This is a genomic window from Mesorhizobium sp. (assembly GCF_004962925.1).
Classification (GTDB): domain Bacteria; phylum Pseudomonadota; class Alphaproteobacteria; order Rhizobiales; family Rhizobiaceae; genus Mesorhizobium.
In genome coordinates this window covers 1-14,811 of record NZ_SUEO01000122.1, presented here as the reverse complement: position 1 = coordinate 14,811, position 14,811 = coordinate 1, and the positions used below count along the sequence as shown (strand labels likewise).

The 14,811-nt window shown below is 62.5% G+C and carries 16 protein-coding genes and 1 pseudogene; 14 read left to right on the top strand and 3 right to left on the bottom strand.

Annotation, left to right across the window (positions count from 1 at the left end; all coding sequences use genetic code 11):
• The 3 genes from E5W87_RS22075 to E5W87_RS22065 form a co-directional block, all read right to left on the bottom strand.
• On the bottom strand, positions 1-596 hold a 596-nt coding region (locus E5W87_RS22075), incomplete at its 3' end, for an NAD(P)/FAD-dependent oxidoreductase (RefSeq protein WP_292402208.1).
• The gene (locus tag E5W87_RS22070) at positions 593-1,306 is read right to left on the bottom strand and encodes a methyltransferase domain-containing protein (RefSeq protein WP_292402205.1); all 714 of its coding nucleotides are present in this window, start codon (positions 1,304-1,306) and stop codon (positions 593-595) included. The genes E5W87_RS22070 and E5W87_RS22075, both read right to left, overlap by 4 nt.
• Positions 1,303-2,370 (bottom strand): type III polyketide synthase, encoded by a 1,068-nt coding sequence (locus E5W87_RS22065; protein WP_292402203.1) that lies wholly within the window; start codon positions 2,368-2,370, stop codon positions 1,303-1,305. The genes E5W87_RS22070 and E5W87_RS22065 overlap by 4 nt, the downstream gene beginning before the upstream one ends.
• Before the next feature lie 251 nt (positions 2,371-2,621).
• Here E5W87_RS22065 and E5W87_RS22060 point away from each other — a divergent pair, with 251 nt between their 5' ends.
• The 14 genes and pseudogenes from E5W87_RS22060 to E5W87_RS21995 all read left to right on the top strand — a co-directional run.
• Positions 2,622-3,017: a hypothetical protein gene (locus E5W87_RS22060; RefSeq protein WP_292402200.1), complete on the top strand. Its 396-nt coding sequence runs from the start codon at positions 2,622-2,624 to the stop codon at positions 3,015-3,017.
• A 141-nt stretch (positions 3,018-3,158) separates the two neighbouring features.
• On the top strand, positions 3,159-4,592 hold the full coding sequence (locus E5W87_RS22055) for a multicopper oxidase family protein (RefSeq protein WP_292402222.1): 1,434 nt from the start codon (positions 3,159-3,161) through the stop codon (positions 4,590-4,592).
• 29 nt (positions 4,593-4,621) lie between these two features.
• Positions 4,622-5,062, top strand: coding sequence for a DUF411 domain-containing protein (locus tag E5W87_RS22050; protein ID WP_292402196.1), 441 nt, complete (start codon positions 4,622-4,624; stop codon positions 5,060-5,062).
• An 11-nt stretch (positions 5,063-5,073) separates the two neighbouring features.
• A complete protein-coding gene (locus E5W87_RS22045) occupies positions 5,074-5,607 on the top strand; it encodes a TlpA family protein disulfide reductase (protein WP_367118855.1) in 534 nt (177 codons plus the stop codon).
• 67 nt (positions 5,608-5,674) lie between these two features.
• Complete coding sequence (locus tag E5W87_RS22040; protein ID WP_367118854.1) at positions 5,675-6,358, top strand: SCO family protein; 684 nt, start codon at positions 5,675-5,677, stop codon at positions 6,356-6,358.
• A gap of 59 nt (positions 6,359-6,417) precedes the next feature.
• Complete coding sequence (locus E5W87_RS22035; RefSeq protein WP_292402191.1) at positions 6,418-7,203, top strand: DsbA family protein; 786 nt, start codon at positions 6,418-6,420, stop codon at positions 7,201-7,203.
• Entirely contained in the window at positions 7,200-7,502 is a 303-nt protein-coding gene (locus tag E5W87_RS22030) for a hypothetical protein (RefSeq protein ID WP_292402188.1), read from the top strand. The genes E5W87_RS22035 and E5W87_RS22030 overlap by 4 nt, the downstream gene beginning before the upstream one ends.
• The gene (locus E5W87_RS22025) at positions 7,499-7,765 is read left to right on the top strand and encodes a hypothetical protein (protein ID WP_292402185.1); all 267 of its coding nucleotides are present in this window, start codon (positions 7,499-7,501) and stop codon (positions 7,763-7,765) included. The genes E5W87_RS22030 and E5W87_RS22025 overlap by 4 nt, the downstream gene beginning before the upstream one ends.
• Before the next feature lie 487 nt (positions 7,766-8,252).
• A complete protein-coding gene (locus E5W87_RS22020; protein ID WP_292402183.1) occupies positions 8,253-9,758 on the top strand; it encodes a multicopper oxidase family protein in 1,506 nt (501 codons plus the stop codon).
• A 103-nt stretch (positions 9,759-9,861) separates the two neighbouring features.
• Positions 9,862-10,260, top strand: coding sequence for a Cu(I)-responsive transcriptional regulator (gene cueR, locus E5W87_RS22015; protein WP_095489162.1), 399 nt, complete (start codon positions 9,862-9,864; stop codon positions 10,258-10,260).
• Positions 10,257-10,805, top strand: a complete 549-nt coding sequence (locus E5W87_RS22010) for a cytochrome c (RefSeq protein ID WP_292402180.1) — start codon at positions 10,257-10,259, stop codon at positions 10,803-10,805. The genes cueR and E5W87_RS22010 overlap by 4 nt, the downstream gene beginning before the upstream one ends.
• 108 nt (positions 10,806-10,913) lie before the next feature.
• Positions 10,914-11,885 (top strand): AraC family transcriptional regulator, encoded by a 972-nt coding sequence (locus tag E5W87_RS22005; RefSeq protein ID WP_292402178.1) that lies wholly within the window; start codon positions 10,914-10,916, stop codon positions 11,883-11,885.
• Between the two features lie 46 nt (positions 11,886-11,931).
• Positions 11,932-14,127: pseudogene (locus E5W87_RS22000) on the top strand (TonB-dependent siderophore receptor).
• A 16-nt stretch (positions 14,128-14,143) separates the two neighbouring features.
• The coding region (locus E5W87_RS21995) for an ABC transporter substrate-binding protein (protein WP_292402175.1) at positions 14,144-14,811 on the top strand (668 nt) is incomplete at its 3' end.

The following is a 14,811-nucleotide window of genomic DNA, read 5'->3' as shown; positions in this document are numbered from 1 at the left end:
GCCAGGGACGACCCGATGAAATGCGCCTTGAAGCCGAGCAGGTCTGACGGGCGGTTGGTCTTCCCGGGCTGGCTGGGCAGCGGTCCTGGTTCCCAGGAGCCGTGTGCGGCGACAATCACCGGCGCACGCAACATCGTCGTTTCGTCTCCGGCTTGAATTCGCACCATTTGCATCTCGTCATCCCGATCGATGGCGACGGCGCGGTACGGCTGAAAGATTTCAACGCCGGCCGATCGCGCCGCCTGCAAAAGCAGACAGTCGAGAATGTCCCGGCCCAGCGCCCGGCCGAAGCCATCTTTTTTCTCGCCGGGTCCATCTTTTGCAGGAGGCATTGGCGCCTCGACACTAGCTTCGCCGGAAAAGAAGCCGACGCGGCGGATTTCGGGGCCGGCATTGGCACGCCAGGCATCGCCGATCTCCAACTGGTCCAGAAGCGCAAGATTGCTTGCCGATATGTATTCGCCGCAAACCTTGCGGCGCGGGAACACGCTCTTTTCCACAATAGCCACGGCCCATCCGCGCCGGGCCAGCGTCAGCGCAACGGATGTGCCCGCCGGGCCGGCGCCTATGATGATCGCGTCATGGGTCCGCGTCATAGGTCATCACCGGCACTGGCACCGACGAAAATGTGGGAAAAAAGGCCGGCGCGCCGTTCCTCGACCGGTTTGCCGTTTGCCGCAAGCCAAAGGCGGGAAAGCTCACTGCCGCGAAAGCCGGCGCGCACGCTTTGAGCGGCGTCGTTTCGTGTCACGTCATTGGCGCCGATTGCCGGGAGAAGACGGGTAGCGGCCAGTGCCAGTTTCGTCCGCAACGGCTCTGTCGCCAGGAGCAACCGGGCCTTCGGTGCCATCAGCGAAAACAGACGCACGAGCTCGGCATCGTCGAAATGATGCAGAAACAGATTGACGGTGATCGCGTCGAACCGCGCGCCCTCACACTTTGTGGCCCAGTCGAAGACATCGGCGGTGACGCCTTCGACCGTCCATCCCAGCCTGTCGAAATCATCCCGCAATTGCGCTGTGATGAGGTCGACTCGGTCGAGCATTATCAGTTCGACCTCAGGCCAATGCCCGGCAATGCGCCGCGCCACCGCCAGCATGAAGGAGCCATCGCCGGCGCCGATCTCCAGAATCCGGCGTGGCGGCGTTGGCACAAATTTCCTGAGCAGCGACGCCATGATCTTCGCCTGAAACATCAGCGCGTTGATCCGACGGAGATCGCGGCGTGCGGCAAGCGCTCGCGGATCGTCTGCCGCAAGTCCGTCAAGGATTTCCGGTGCAAGCTGGCGGTGCTCCAGGCCACTCATGACACCGTTCGAAAAAGCATGGTTTCGGCCGTCAGCCCAGGTCCGAACGACATGCCGCAGCCGAGCAGGCCCGGCGGCGCCTTCAGCATCTCCTTCATCACGAACATGACTGTTGCGGACGACATGTTCCCATATCGGCGCAACACCTCGCGCGATGGCTCCAGCGCGGTGGGCGCAAGTCTCAGAGCCCTTTCGACGGCGTCGAGAACCGAACGTCCGCCCGGGTGCACGGCCCAGAGGTCGATCGCTTCCGTCGTCCGGGCGCCGAGGACGGCGTCCTGGTTGCTCCGCAATGCTTCATGGATCGCTGCCGGGACCTGGCCGGAAAGAACCATCTCGAAGCCGTGGTCGCGAATACTCCAGCTCATCAGATCCCGCCGCTCGTGCGCCACGATACAATGAAAGCTCTCGAGCTCGATGCCGGCCGGCTCTGCGGTGACGAGCGCGGCCGCACAGCCGTCGCCCCAGAGGCAGAACGACAGTAGCTTTTCCAGTTCAGTCGTTTCGCGCAGATGCAGCGTGCAAAGTTCGATGTTGACCAGCAGGACCCTGGCCTGCGGGTCGGAGCGGACGATGTGGCGGGCAAGCTTGAGGCCGTTGATCGCCGCGTAGCAGCCCATGAACCCGATCATCGTGCGTTCGACCCTGTCGGCCAGGCCGCACCGTGCAACCAGCTCCAGATCGATACCCGGCGCCGAAAAACCGGTGCAGGTGGTAACGATGAGATGAGTGATGCGGCGAGCGTCATCGCCAAGCTGCAATCCGTCGACGCCTTTTTGCGCCAGAACAGGCGCGGCATCTCCGAACATTGCCATTCTCTCGGCCGTTCCAGGAAAGGCGCCCCGGATGAACGTCCCAGCCAGATCTGCTGATGGTCCTTCGGGGTCGCCAGCGGGTGCAAAGCAGGAATAGCGGCGCTCGATGCCGGCAAGATCAGCCATGCGTTCGAAAATTCTTCGGCGGTCGGCCGCAAGCATGGAAGCCGCGAAACGCAGATAGAATTGATGAACCTCGTGCTCCGGCACCGCTGTCGCGATCCGGTTGATGTAGGCTTTGGCCGGCATATTCTGTCTCCTCGGCGTGTGCACGGGGTAGCGTGTGGCCACCGCCGGAGGGTTTTTGCTCACCGGCACCCGGTATCGGACACCAAGTTTTGAGCGTTGTTCGATAAACGTTTTCGAAAACTGATTTCATCCCGAGATTCAGCATACGCAGTTGCCAGGCGATGCTGCTGTTCGCGGGCACCGGGAACATAGGCTCCGATGTCAGGGCATTGGGACTTGCAAAAGCCGCACTTTGAGGCCAGCCTATGCGCATGATGGCACGCCGGTCGGCAAAGCAATTGCTTGTCATGCTGCTCGCAGTCTTCCTGACCGCCGGGTTCAGCCTTGCCGGCGCTCAGGCGAGCGTCATGTCGGCGCAGATGATGACGACGACGTCGGACAAAGCCATGGTCATGCACTCCGACGCGGACACGGCTATGTCGTCCGACATGGCTGGCGACTGCAAAGCGTGCCCCAAGGGAGCCGGCGTCAAAGGCGATCCTATGCATTGCCCGCCGACCTGCATCGCACCGGTGCTCGCGGTGCTGCCGCAAGGCATCGCCATGAGGATAGTTGCGCGGATGCAGGAGCCGTTGGCGCTACCGACCCCGCTTCTTCACGGGCGAAGTTCCCTGCCCGACCCATACCCTCCAAGACAAGCGATCTGATCTGACGCCGTTTCAGCCGTCCTGCGGCTGATTGTCGGCGCTCGATCGCCCACTGCGCTCATTGTGGCGTGGCGGGCGCGGACAGCAGTTCAATCGATGTCGAGATGCTCGCCGTCGATCGAGATCGCTAAGGGCATAAGGGTGCATTCCGATTTCCATCATTTGATTTCACGCCGCGGGTTTCTCGTTGCGGCGGCGGTTGCCGCGTCCGCATCGATGCGTCCGGTACGGGCATCCGCCACGGAGGAACGCCGGATCAAGGTCGCGCCGAGCCAGGTCCGGTTCACCGGCCCCGATGGTCCGCATACCCCGGTGTGGGCCTATGACCGGACAGTTCCCGGCCCAACGCTGCGCCTGCGGCAAAGAGAGCCAGCCCGCGTCGTCGTCGACAACGGGCTCGATGAGGACACAACGGTTCATTGGCATGGCATACGATTGCCAAATGCGATGGACGGCGTGCCGGGCCTGACCCAGCAGCCGATCAAGCCGGGCGAGAGCTTCGTCTATGAGTTCACGCCGCCCGATGCCGGCACCTTCTGGTATCATCCTCATGCCGACAGCCTGGTGCAGCTCGGCCGCGGCCTTGCAGGCGCACTGATCGTCGAGGAGGCCGAGCCGGTCGCCGTCGACCGCGATCTCTTGTGGCTGCTGCAGGATTGGCGACTTGCCAAGGATGGGCAGATCGCTGCCGGCTTCGGCAACATGATGGATGCGGCGATGTCCGGCCGCGTCGGCAACGTCGTCACCATCAACGGGGTGGCGCTGGCAGATCAGAAGGTGCGCGCCGGCGAGCGCATCAGGCTGCGGCTGGCCAATGCGTCGCTCGCCCGCATCATGGCCTTGCGCTTCGAAGGTCATCGCCCGGTTGTCGTCGCGATCGACGGCCAGCCCTGCGACCCGCACGAACCGGATGGCGGGGGCCTTGTGCTCGCGCCGGCCATGCGCATCGATATCGTGCTCGACATGCAGGGCGATCCAAGCAAGCGCTATGCGGTGACCGACGACTTCTATGACGGCCTCGCCTATACGCTGACCAACCTCGTCTATGACACCGGTCCGCCGCTGCGGCCCCATCCTCTCGACGCGCCCGTACGCTTGCCGGCCAATCCGCTGCCGAGCCCCGACCTTGCCCGGGCCGAGCGCCAGGAAATCGTGCTGCAAGGCGGCATGATGGGCGGCGGCAGGCTCGCCGGCGTAGGCGGCATGATGGGTATGGGGATGCCCGGTATGAATGGTGAGGCCGCCTGGGCGATCAACGGCACGTCGATGACCGGCGACGGCCACGCCGGCATGGCGCCGCAATTCACGCTGAAACGCGGCGCGACCTGTCATCTCACAATGCGTAACGAAACCGCTTGGTGGCATCCGATGCACATCCATGGCTTCAGCATGTCGGTGCTGTCGCGCAATGGTTCGCCGGTGCCGCACCGGCAATGGCAAGACACGGTGCTGCTTGCCCCAAAAGATACGATCGAATGCGCCTTCGTCGCCGACAATCCCGGCGACTGGATGCTGCACTGCCATGTCGCCGACCACCAGATGGCCGGCCTCATGACCGTCTTCCGCGTAACCTGAACCCATTCATTCAACCAAGGAGAACTGCAATGAAACTGACCTACCGCCTCGCCGCACTTGCCGCGCTGATCGCAACGCCGCTGCCCGCGGTCGCCGCTACGATCGAAGCGGTGATGTACAAGAACCCGCAATGCAGTTGCTGCGAGTCCTATGCCGCCTATCTCGAGCAGAACGGCTTCAAGGTCGACATCAAGTCGGTCAACAACCTGTCGCAGATCAGCAGCGATGCCGGCGTCCCCGCCGACCTCGAAGGCTGCCACACCCTGATGGTCGACGGCTACGTCGTCGACGGCCTGGTGCCGATCGATGTCGTCAAGAAGCTTTTGACGGACCGGCCTGCCATCACGGGTATCACGCTGGCCGGCATGCCGACCGGCGCCCCCGGCATGGGTGGCGAGAAGGCAGGGACCTGGACGATCTACGCCTTCACCAAGGACGGCAAGGCACCCACTGTCTACGCGACACGGTGAAAGCAGTCGTGATGACCATGAGCAAACTGGCCATCGCCCTGGTTGGCGTGCTGCTGGTGTTTTCGCGGTCGGCATCGGCTACTGAACCGCCGCAGAATTTTGCCGTTCACGAAACCCCGGTGCCGGTGCCAGAGATCAGCTTCGAGGACGGCGATGGTCGACCCCGAAGCCTTGCCGATTTTTCAGGCAAGGTCGTGTTGCTCAACATCTGGGCGACATGGTGCGCGCCCTGCCGGAAGGAGATGCCGACGCTCGACCGGCTGCAGGCCGAACTCGGCGGGCCGGATTTCGAGGTCGTCGCGCTGTCGATGGACCGCGCTGGCCCAGACATCGTGAAAAAGTTCTTCGCCGAGATCGGCATCGAGCATCTCGCCCTCAATATCGATACCTCCGGCAAGGCCATGTTCGCCATCGGCACCGTCGGCCTTCCCGCGACCTTGCTGATCGATCGCGACGGCAAGGAAATCGGCCGGCTGATCGGCCCGGCGGAATGGGACGCGCCCGACATGGTCGACTTCATCCGCAGCCGCATCGCTGCCAAGTGAGAAAGGAACAGATATGTCCGGGCCAAAGGCTCGCTGCGTCGCGCCGGCTTTGAACGAAAGCAGGCGTTTGCTGCTACGCGTAATTGCCATCGCGGCGCTGATCGCGGGCTTTGCGTATCCGGCGCAAGCGCACTCGCTCGACGAAGTCGATGCCATGCTTCAGAGCGATGAGAAATATTTCCAGACGCTCGACAAGCCGGCGCCCGATTTCACGCTGCGTACCGCCGACGGGCGGGTCGTGCGGTTGGCCGATTTGCGCGGCAAGATCGTCGTCCTCCACTTCATCTACACATCCTGCCCGGATGTGTGTCCCCTGCATGCCGAGAAGATCGCCGAGATCCAGGCGATGGTGAATGCCACGCCGATGAAGGACCAGGTCAGCTTTGTGACCATCACCACCGACCCGACGAGGGACACGCCGGACGTGCTGCGCAATTACGGACCGGCGCATGGGCTCGATCCGGTCAATTGGCTGTTCCTGACCACGACCGCGGATCAGCCGGAGGATGCGACCCGGAAGCTCGCGGAAGCCTTCGGTCACAAGTTCGCCTTGACCGATGACGGTTACCAGATGCACGGCACCGTCACGCATGTGGTCGACAAGCAAGGCCATTGGCGGGCGAATTTCCACGGCCTGAGTTTCGCGGCGCTCAATCTCGTCACCTTCGTCAACGCGCTGACCAACAATGTCGAGCGCCCGCACCATGAGCAGGAAACGGGATGGTGGGCGACAATCAAGGGCATGTTCTGAGGCATGACCATTATTCGGAGGTGCCGGCTGTCCGGCGAAACAAAAGGAAGGAGAAACCCGTGGTCCACAAATCCAAGCCATTGGGTAGAGCCATCGGTAAAATGGCCCGTGTCCTCATGCTGGCCTGCGCAATGGCCTGGCTCGCGCTCGGTCCCGGACTGCAGGGGCAGGCCATCGCCGCAAGCGAGATGTCTCAGGACCAGTTCGACCAGCGCATTCACGACTATATCCTCGCCCATCCCGAGGTGATCATGGAGGCCCTGCAGAGCCTGGACGCGCGCCAGCGGGAGGCCGCGGCCAAAGCGGCGAAAACCGCCCTGGCCGCCAAGGCCGACGAGATTTTCCGGGACCCGGCCAGCCCGGTCGGCGGCAACGCCCACGGGAACGTCACTATGGCCGAATTCTTCGACTACAATTGCCCCTATTGCCGGCAGGTGGCGCCGATCATTGCGCAAGCCGTGGCCGACGACCCGCAACTCAGGATCGTCTACAAGGAATTCCCCATCCTCGGCCCGGATTCCATGTTTGCGGCCAAGGCGGCGCTCGCCGCCCAGCGCCAGGGCAAATACGCCGAATTCCACAAGGCGTTGTATGACGCCAGGACACGGGTGACCGAGGCGGTCGTGCTCAGGGTCGCTGCTGCGATCGGCCTCGACGTACCGCGCCTGAAGGCCGACATGCAGCAGCCCGATATCCAGGCGGCGATAGACAAGAATGCGCAACTGGCTCAGGCGCTAGGGATCACGGGAACGCCGGGCTTCGTCGTCGGCGAACAGATTTTCCCGGGCGCGACTGACCGTGCAACGATGAAGAAACTGATCGAGCAGGCAAGGAGTAGCAAATGAGCGAGACATCGTTTCCAAATCGACGAACGGTTGTTTTGGGCGGCGTTTTTGGCGCCGCTGCGGTTGTGAGCTTCCTTAAGGATCCAGATTTGGCAATCGCCGCTGAGGATCCCGAGCTGGTGCGCCGTTTCAAAGATCTCAGCCAGAATGGCAACAGCACCTGCTCGGCCAAGTTCACCGAGTCGATCGCAACCATGCCGAGCACGTCGCGGATCACGGGCTCGTGCTGCAGCCCGATGGAAATGAAGCGCTATGCCGAACAGGTTAACGGCCTGGCTAATACCGCGACATCGCGATGATTCCGAGCGATCCGTACGATATTCCGGCAGGCATCGCGCAAAAGGTCATGCCCTATTATGATTTGAAACTCACCGGCGCCGAACAGCAGGCCTACGACTACGCGATGGCAAATTCCGAGGAGAAAGGCCCCTGCTGCTGCCCATGCTGGCGTTGGAGCATGTATGGCGGACTGGCGAAGTTCCTGATCCGCGAGCATGGATTCACCGGCAAGCAGGTCGTCGACGTCTGGGACCTGTCGGACGGTTGCGGCGGAGGTATGTAAGATTCCAGGGCGTGTCGACCCTCCGGTTGGCAGACAAGGCAAGCGACACAGGCGGCCTATCGAGTTTCCTTGTCGTCTTGACCGCAGTTTACGACGAGCTAATTCACCTCGGAATCGCCGATATGCACCGGCAAGGCCGGACTCTCGCCAGCCGAAGAGGTGACTGCAATGATGAATGGTCCAATGGGTATGTGGACGATGGGCGGCATGGCGCTCATCTGGGTACTGGTGCTTGTCACCCTTGTGCTCGCGATTGCGGCGCTCCTCAAATACCTGCGAAGCTGACCGGATCGACGATCGCGATCGAAGGGCGACAGGACCGCGACAGAGAAAGTATCGCGGACCGGCGAAGGTCAGCCAGCACAGCTTCACCGGCAATCAGATCATCGATCTATGGAATCCTTCCGAGAGCCGCGGCGGGGGTAAATCGCGCTTGACCTTCCAGCAGCTGGAAGCCGTACGTGATTGAAAATCAAGGAGACAACGGATGCATCGACGCGGTTTTCTGAAGGCGGGCCTCGTGACGGTTCTTGCAGGCCGACCCGCCATCGCCCAGATGAAGATGGACGACATGCCCGGTATGGGCGGTCACGCCGGCCACGACATGGGCGCAGCGCCGTCACAGGGCGCAGCTGCGTTGCCTGAAGGCGAGGCGCTGCGCGATTTGCCGCTGCTTGCCAACAAAGCCGGTACCTCAGGCCTGTTCAAAGCGAGGCTGACGGCCGAGCCCGCCACGGTGCGCTTTGCCGAAGGGCTCGACACGCCGATCCTCGGCTATAACGGCATGAGCCCCGGACCGCTGATCGAGGCGGTCGAGGGCGACCGCGTCGAGATCACCTTCGCCAATCGCGTTCCGGACGAGGCGAGCACCATCCATTGGCACGGCATGCCTGTGCCGGCCGACCAGGACGGCAATCCGATGGACCCGGTCGAGACAGGCACCGATCGCACCTACAGCTTCGAGCTGCCGGAAGGCAGCGCCGGCTCCTACTGGTATCACCCGCATTCGCACGGCAAGACGGCCGAGCAGGTCTATCGCGGCCTTGCCGGCGCGTTCGTGGTCAAGCCAAAGGCCGATCCGATCCCGGCCGGGTATGGCGACACGGTACTGATGTTCACCGACCTTCGCCTTGCGGCCGATGGCACCTTGCCCGACAATACGATGACGGACCTGATGAATGGACGCGTCGGCGACTATGTGCTGGTCAACGGACAGAGGAATCCTGCGCTGACGGTCCCCTTTGGCACGAAGCGGCGTTTCCGGCTCTATAATGCGACCAACGCGCGCTTCCTGCGGCTTTCCTTTGACGGCGCGCCGATGACGATCATCGGAACGGATGGCGGTCTGCTGGAGGCGCCGGTCGCAGCCGACGACATCCTGCTCAGCCCGGCCGAACGCCTTGACCTGATTGTCTCATTCGACAAGCCCGGCCCCGCGACGCTGTACACGCTCGACTACGATCGCGGCTGGATGGGTGCAGGCCGTCCTGCCGATGCCGGGCTCACGCTCTTCACGGTCCATGTTTCGGAGACACCGGCCGACGCCGTCCCGCCACTGCCCGACAGGCTGCGGCCGATCGCGCAACTCGGCGCTCCTGCCGTCAGCCGGCGCTTCGTGTTCACAGAGACCATGGCGATGAGCGCGACCTCCATGGAGATGGGGTTCCTGATCAACGGCGCCGCCTTCGACATGAACCGCGTCGATATCGTCGCCAAGGCAGGCGAGGTCGAGCTTTGGGAAATCGTCAACGAGGCAGACATGGACCATCCGTTCCACGTGCATGGCACGCAGTTCCAGGTGGTTGAGCACGAACGCGACGGCAAAGTCTCGGAACCGCCCTATCTCGCCTGGAAGGACACGGTCAACGTCGCGCGCGGCGAGACGGTGCGGCTCTTGCTGCGACAGGACCGGCCGGGACCGCGCATGTATCACTGCCACATCCTGGAACATGAGCAGCTCGGCATGATGGGCATCGTCGACGTGCAGGCTTAATTTAGACCATGATCCCGAACCGATGGACAGCGTCAGCGAAAAGTGGAAACCGGGTTTCGGAAAAGATCATGTCAGCAAGAAAGTTGAAACGGAGATTTTCATCATGAACATTGGTATCGCATCCGAAAAATCCGGCCTGCCGTCCAAGACGATACGCTACTACGAGGACATCGGGCTTTTGCGCCCGGCCCGGACGGAGAATGGCTATCGTGACTATTCAGCAGACGACATCCACCGCTTGCGGTTTCTGCAGCGCTCGCGCAGCCTCGGTTTTTCAGTCGACGAGTGCCGCCAGTTGCTGTCGCTCTATCAAGACAGGGATCGCGACAGCGCCGACGTGAAGGCCATTGCCAAAGCCAAGCTGGTGGAGATCGACAGGAAGATCGCCGAACTCGTGGGATTGCGCGGCCTGCTGCATCATCTGGTTGAGCATTGCCATGGTGACGAGCGGCCGGACTGCCCAATCATCGACGAACTGGCGGGAGAAGGCCTGGTTCAGTGAAATGGACCGCCGCCGCCGCGATGCTGTCGCTTGTCTGCGCCTCCGCGGTGGTGGCCGCGGCCGGACCTGACCCAATCATCGCCACGCGCCAGTCTTCGATGAAGAAGATGGCCGCCGCGGCAAAAACGATCGCCGGGATGTTCGATGGCAAGCTGGCCTATGACGCCGCGGCCTTCAAGGCGGCGGCCGGAACCATTCGCGCCCGCACGGGCCCTGCCCTCATTGCGGAATTTCCCAGCGCGACATTGGGCGCGCCTTCGGGCGCCAGGCTGGAAATCGATCAAGCCCGTTCGGAATTCGAGGCACTGGCCCGTCACATCGGGACGCTGGCCACCACGCTGGCCGCCAAGGCCGAGCGGGCGCCCGCCAGCATTACCGACGATATGAGGATGGGTTCCGGCCCGGCGATGGGCGGCAGCCTGCTTGGCAAGCGGCCGGCAGCGGCGCAAGCCGATCCTGCCAAGGCTCCCGCCGAGCATCTCCTGCATCTTATCCTGCAGGATTGCTCAAGCTGTCATTCGAAATTTCGGCAGAAGGTCTTGTAACGGCCGAAGCTGCTGATCTCCCTCTTGCGGGGCCCCAGACAAACTTGATAATTTTCATCATGAAATATATCAAGGCGAATGGATCATGGCATTACAGGGAAACGGGACGTGGCCTTCGCCCCGCGCATGGAAAGTCGTATTCAGGGTTTTTCGGTCAATGGCGGCCTGAAAGGCCACGTCGGGGACGGCGTCGTCGCCGACCTCTGGGACGTTTCGTGCGGGGACAAAGCGGAGGGCTATTATGTCTCTCCCGACCCCCGGCTCTTTGTCGCGCTGGATGTGGATGGCGACGGCGCATTTTTCGTCGAGGGCTCGCAGGGCGAATTGCGCCGTCACGACCGTGCATTTTCCATGGCCTACATACCGGCGGGAGTGCCGATCAGAGGCAGGGTCGAGGGCCTGCACCGCATCAAGCACCTCGATCTGCATTTCGACGAGGTGGCGCTGACGCGCCGCTTTGGCAGCAGCCTGGACCGCGAGGCCTTGCATGTGTCGCGGTTCCAGTTTCGCGACGACCGGATCGCCGCGCTTGCCGGCCTGATTGCGGCCGAATGCGACAGCGGCCAGCCGATGCACGATCTCTACGGCGAGGGCTTGCTGAATGCATTGTTCGCCGGACTTTTTGATATCGGCCAACCGGACGGGCAGCGGCGCCGCACGCCGCTGCCTCGTCGGAAGCTGCGCCTGGTCACCGACTACATCGACGCGCATTGCCTGGGCAAGATTCGCCTCGCCGATCTGGCCACGCTGACCGGCCTGTCGGAAACCGCCACCAGCCACGCATTAAAGGCGGCTACGGGTATACCGCCGCACCGTTGGCAGATGCAGGCACGGGTCCGCAAAATTCAGACCATGATGGTGGGCGACTCCGCGTCACTCGGTGATATCGCTGAAGCGACCGGCTTTTTCGATCAGGCACATCTGACGCGGGTGTTCAAATCCGTCGTCGGATTAACGCCCGGTGCGTGGATGAGGAGTGCCGGCAGGCGCAACGATGCAACATCAGATCGCAATGTCCGCCTTTTGGGACAAAAACCGACAAACCGCGCAAATTCATCCAATGACCCACACATAAGCTGAGGTAAACAGTCAGGTATATGCGTTTCGAGAACCTGGGGTTTGCTTTATGAACAGAATCTGCCGGATGAAGCCGCTGTTGGCGGGCGCCGCCTTCGCTTTGATCCCGCCCATGACCGCGTTCGCCCAGCAAAACGACGTCCAGCTCGAGCCTGTGGTTGTCGAGGGCGAGACCGGTGACAGCGCGACCGGTCCGGTGGACGGCGTCGTCGCCAAGGAGACAAAGACCGGCTCCAAGACCGCGACCAAACTGACCGAAATCCCGCAATCCGTCTCGGTGATCGGCCGGCAGGAAATTGACGACCAAGGCGCCCAGAAGATCGACGAGTCGCTGCGATATACGGCCGGCGTTTTCACGCAGCCCTTTGGCCCAGACAGCGATACCAACTGGATTTTCATCCGTGGCTTCCAGGCGACGGACACCGGCATCTACATGGATGGCCTGCAGCTGTTCAGCTATGGCTTCGGTGGATTTTACGTCGATTCCTTCGGGATCGAGCGCATCGAAGTGCTGAAAGGTCCGGCCTCGGTGCTTTATGGCGGCAGCAATCCGGGCGGCATCGTCAACTATGTCAGCAAGCGTCCCGACGGCAGGCAGCGCTATGTCGAAACCGGCGTCAACGACGCCGGTAGGGTCTATCTCGGCTTCGACATTGGCGACATCGCCGGCGATGGCGTGGTCAGCTACCGCGTCAACGGCCGCGTCGCCGGCGGCGACACCTATAGCGACCTGCAGGACGGCTGGCGCGGCTTCATCTCGCCAAGCATCACCTGGCAGCCCGACGAGCAGACTCGGCTAACGGTGCTCGCGAATTTCAGCCATATCGACGAGAACCACAATGGCGGCAACTTCCTGCCCTACATTGGCACAGTGGTGGACCGGGTCGTCGACGGCGTGAACTATGGCCGCATCGATCCCGACGCCAACTTCACAGAACCGGGCATCGATCTCTACAAGCGCGAACAGGGCTCGATCGGCTACGAGTTCGAGCACACGCTAGACAATGACTGGACAGTGCGTTCCAACACGCGCTTCGGCGCAGCATCCATCGACGAGGTCAGCGTTTATCCCAATGGGTGAGTCCGAAATGCAGACGATCCGAACGACACAGGCGACCCCACGGCCCTGAACCGCATCAATTTCGGCCACGACACCGACGTTATGACATTCCTGTCGGACCTCCAGATCGAAGGCAAATTTGAGACCGGCGCGATCGAACACACGCTGCTGACCGGCATCGACTACAAATATTACAACATCGACCATGTTCAGTCGTCGGCCGTCTTTGGAACGACCCCACCGATCGATGCCTTCGACCCCGTCTACGGCGCGCCGCTGACGCCTCGCGTCAGCTACCTCAACCAGGATCTGACGCAGAAGCAGCTCGGCCTCTATGCGCAGGACCAGCTTCGCTTCGGCGATGGCTGGCTGGTGACGCTGAACGGCCGCTACGACTGGGGTTGGCTTAGCGCCGATAACGGCCCGACCTACTACTCGGCGACTTCCAGCTCGCAGAGCAGCAACGTTGGCGATTTCTCCGGCCGCGCTGGTCTCGCCTATGAGTTCGACAACGGCATCACCCCCTATGCCAGCGTCGCCACCTTCTTCAACCCGATCATCGGAACCGACGCGAACGGCAATCTATTCAAGCCGGAAGAGGGTGTGCAGTACGAGATCGGCGTCAAGTATGAGCCGACTTTCATAGATGGCCTGTTCACCCTGTCGCTCTTCGATCTGACGCGCCGGAACGTGGCTCTCGCAAGCGAGACCGATCCTTTTGCCCAGGTCCAGGCCGACGAGCTGCGTTCGCGTGGTGTGGAGCTCGAAGGTAAGGTCAACGTCACCGAGGACTTCCGGGTGACTGCGGCGCTGACCGCCTACGATATCGACTTCACCAAGAGCGACGACCCCGACCTACTCGGCAAGACCCCTTTCATCGTGCCCGAACTCATGGTCTCGGCGTCCGTCGACTATACTTTCCGCGGCGACTGGTATGACGGCATCTCGGTCGGCGCCGGTGTACGCCATCTCGGCTCCTCATGGGCTGACAACGAGAACACGGCGAAGGTGCCGGCCGTCACGCTGGCTGATCTGAAGCTCGGCTACGAGAAGGAGAACTGGGGCGTCGATCTGAACATCACCAATCTCTTCGACAAGACCTATGTGGCAAGCTGCCAGACGACCCTGACCTGTTCCTATGGCGAAGGCCGGTCGTTCAAGCTCAAGGCCCACACGACTTGGTAGTCATGTGCTGTAGCCGATGGCGATAATCCCCTTCCCCAATCGGCGGCGGGTGCTCGCGCTTGGCCTGGCGGCCATGCTGCCGCCGATCGCCAGCTGGGCTGCGCCGCTGCGCGTCGCGGCGATCGACTGGGGCATGCTGGAGACCTTGATCGCGCTTGGCATCGAGCCGGTCGCGGCGACCGAGCTCATCCAGTTCCGCAAGCTGGCGGTGGAGCCCGAAGTGCCGCGATCGGTGACCGATCTCGGGCTGCGCGGCACGCCCAATTACGAGCTGCTGCGCATCGTCGCGCCGGATCTTGTCGCCATCTCCAGTTTTTACGAATACCAGCGCCCGATGCTCGAGCGCATTGCGCCGGTCTTTGCGCAAACGGTTTATGCGCCCGGCGTGCCGCCCTACCCGCTCGCCGAAGCGGCGACGCTGGCGCTTGGCGAAAAGCTCGGGCGACCGGCCGAGGCGAAAGACTACGTCGACGAGACATCAGTCGAAATCGCGCGACTGCGCGCTACGCTGTCGGCTGCCTCCGGGCGGCCGATGTTCGTCATCAGCCTTGGCGATTCACGCCATTTCCGCGCCTTTGGCCGGGATTCCATGTTCGGCGACGTGCTGCTGCGTCTCGGCATGGAGAATGCCTGGGCCGACGAGACGAGCTACAGCGCCGCCGCGCCGGTCGGGCTGGAGGCGCT

Coding starts and splice junctions, on each gene's coding strand:
- E5W87_RS22070 (WP_292402205.1), bottom strand. CDS start 1,306: ATGAGTGGCCTGGAGCACCGCCAGCTTGCACCGGAAATCCTTGACGGA.
- E5W87_RS22065 (WP_292402203.1), bottom strand. CDS start 2,370: ATGCCGGCCAAAGCCTACATCAACCGGATCGCGACAGCGGTGCCGGAG.
- E5W87_RS22060 (WP_292402200.1), top strand. CDS start 2,622: ATGATGGCACGCCGGTCGGCAAAGCAATTGCTTGTCATGCTGCTCGCA.
- E5W87_RS22050 (WP_292402196.1), top strand. CDS start 4,622: ATGAAACTGACCTACCGCCTCGCCGCACTTGCCGCGCTGATCGCAACG.
- E5W87_RS22045 (WP_367118855.1), top strand. CDS start 5,074: ATGACCATGAGCAAACTGGCCATCGCCCTGGTTGGCGTGCTGCTGGTG.
- E5W87_RS22030 (WP_292402188.1), top strand. CDS start 7,200: ATGAGCGAGACATCGTTTCCAAATCGACGAACGGTTGTTTTGGGCGGC.
- E5W87_RS22025 (WP_292402185.1), top strand. CDS start 7,499: ATGATTCCGAGCGATCCGTACGATATTCCGGCAGGCATCGCGCAAAAG.
- E5W87_RS22020 (WP_292402183.1), top strand. CDS start 8,253: ATGCATCGACGCGGTTTTCTGAAGGCGGGCCTCGTGACGGTTCTTGCA.
- cueR (WP_095489162.1), top strand. CDS start 9,862: ATGAACATTGGTATCGCATCCGAAAAATCCGGCCTGCCGTCCAAGACG.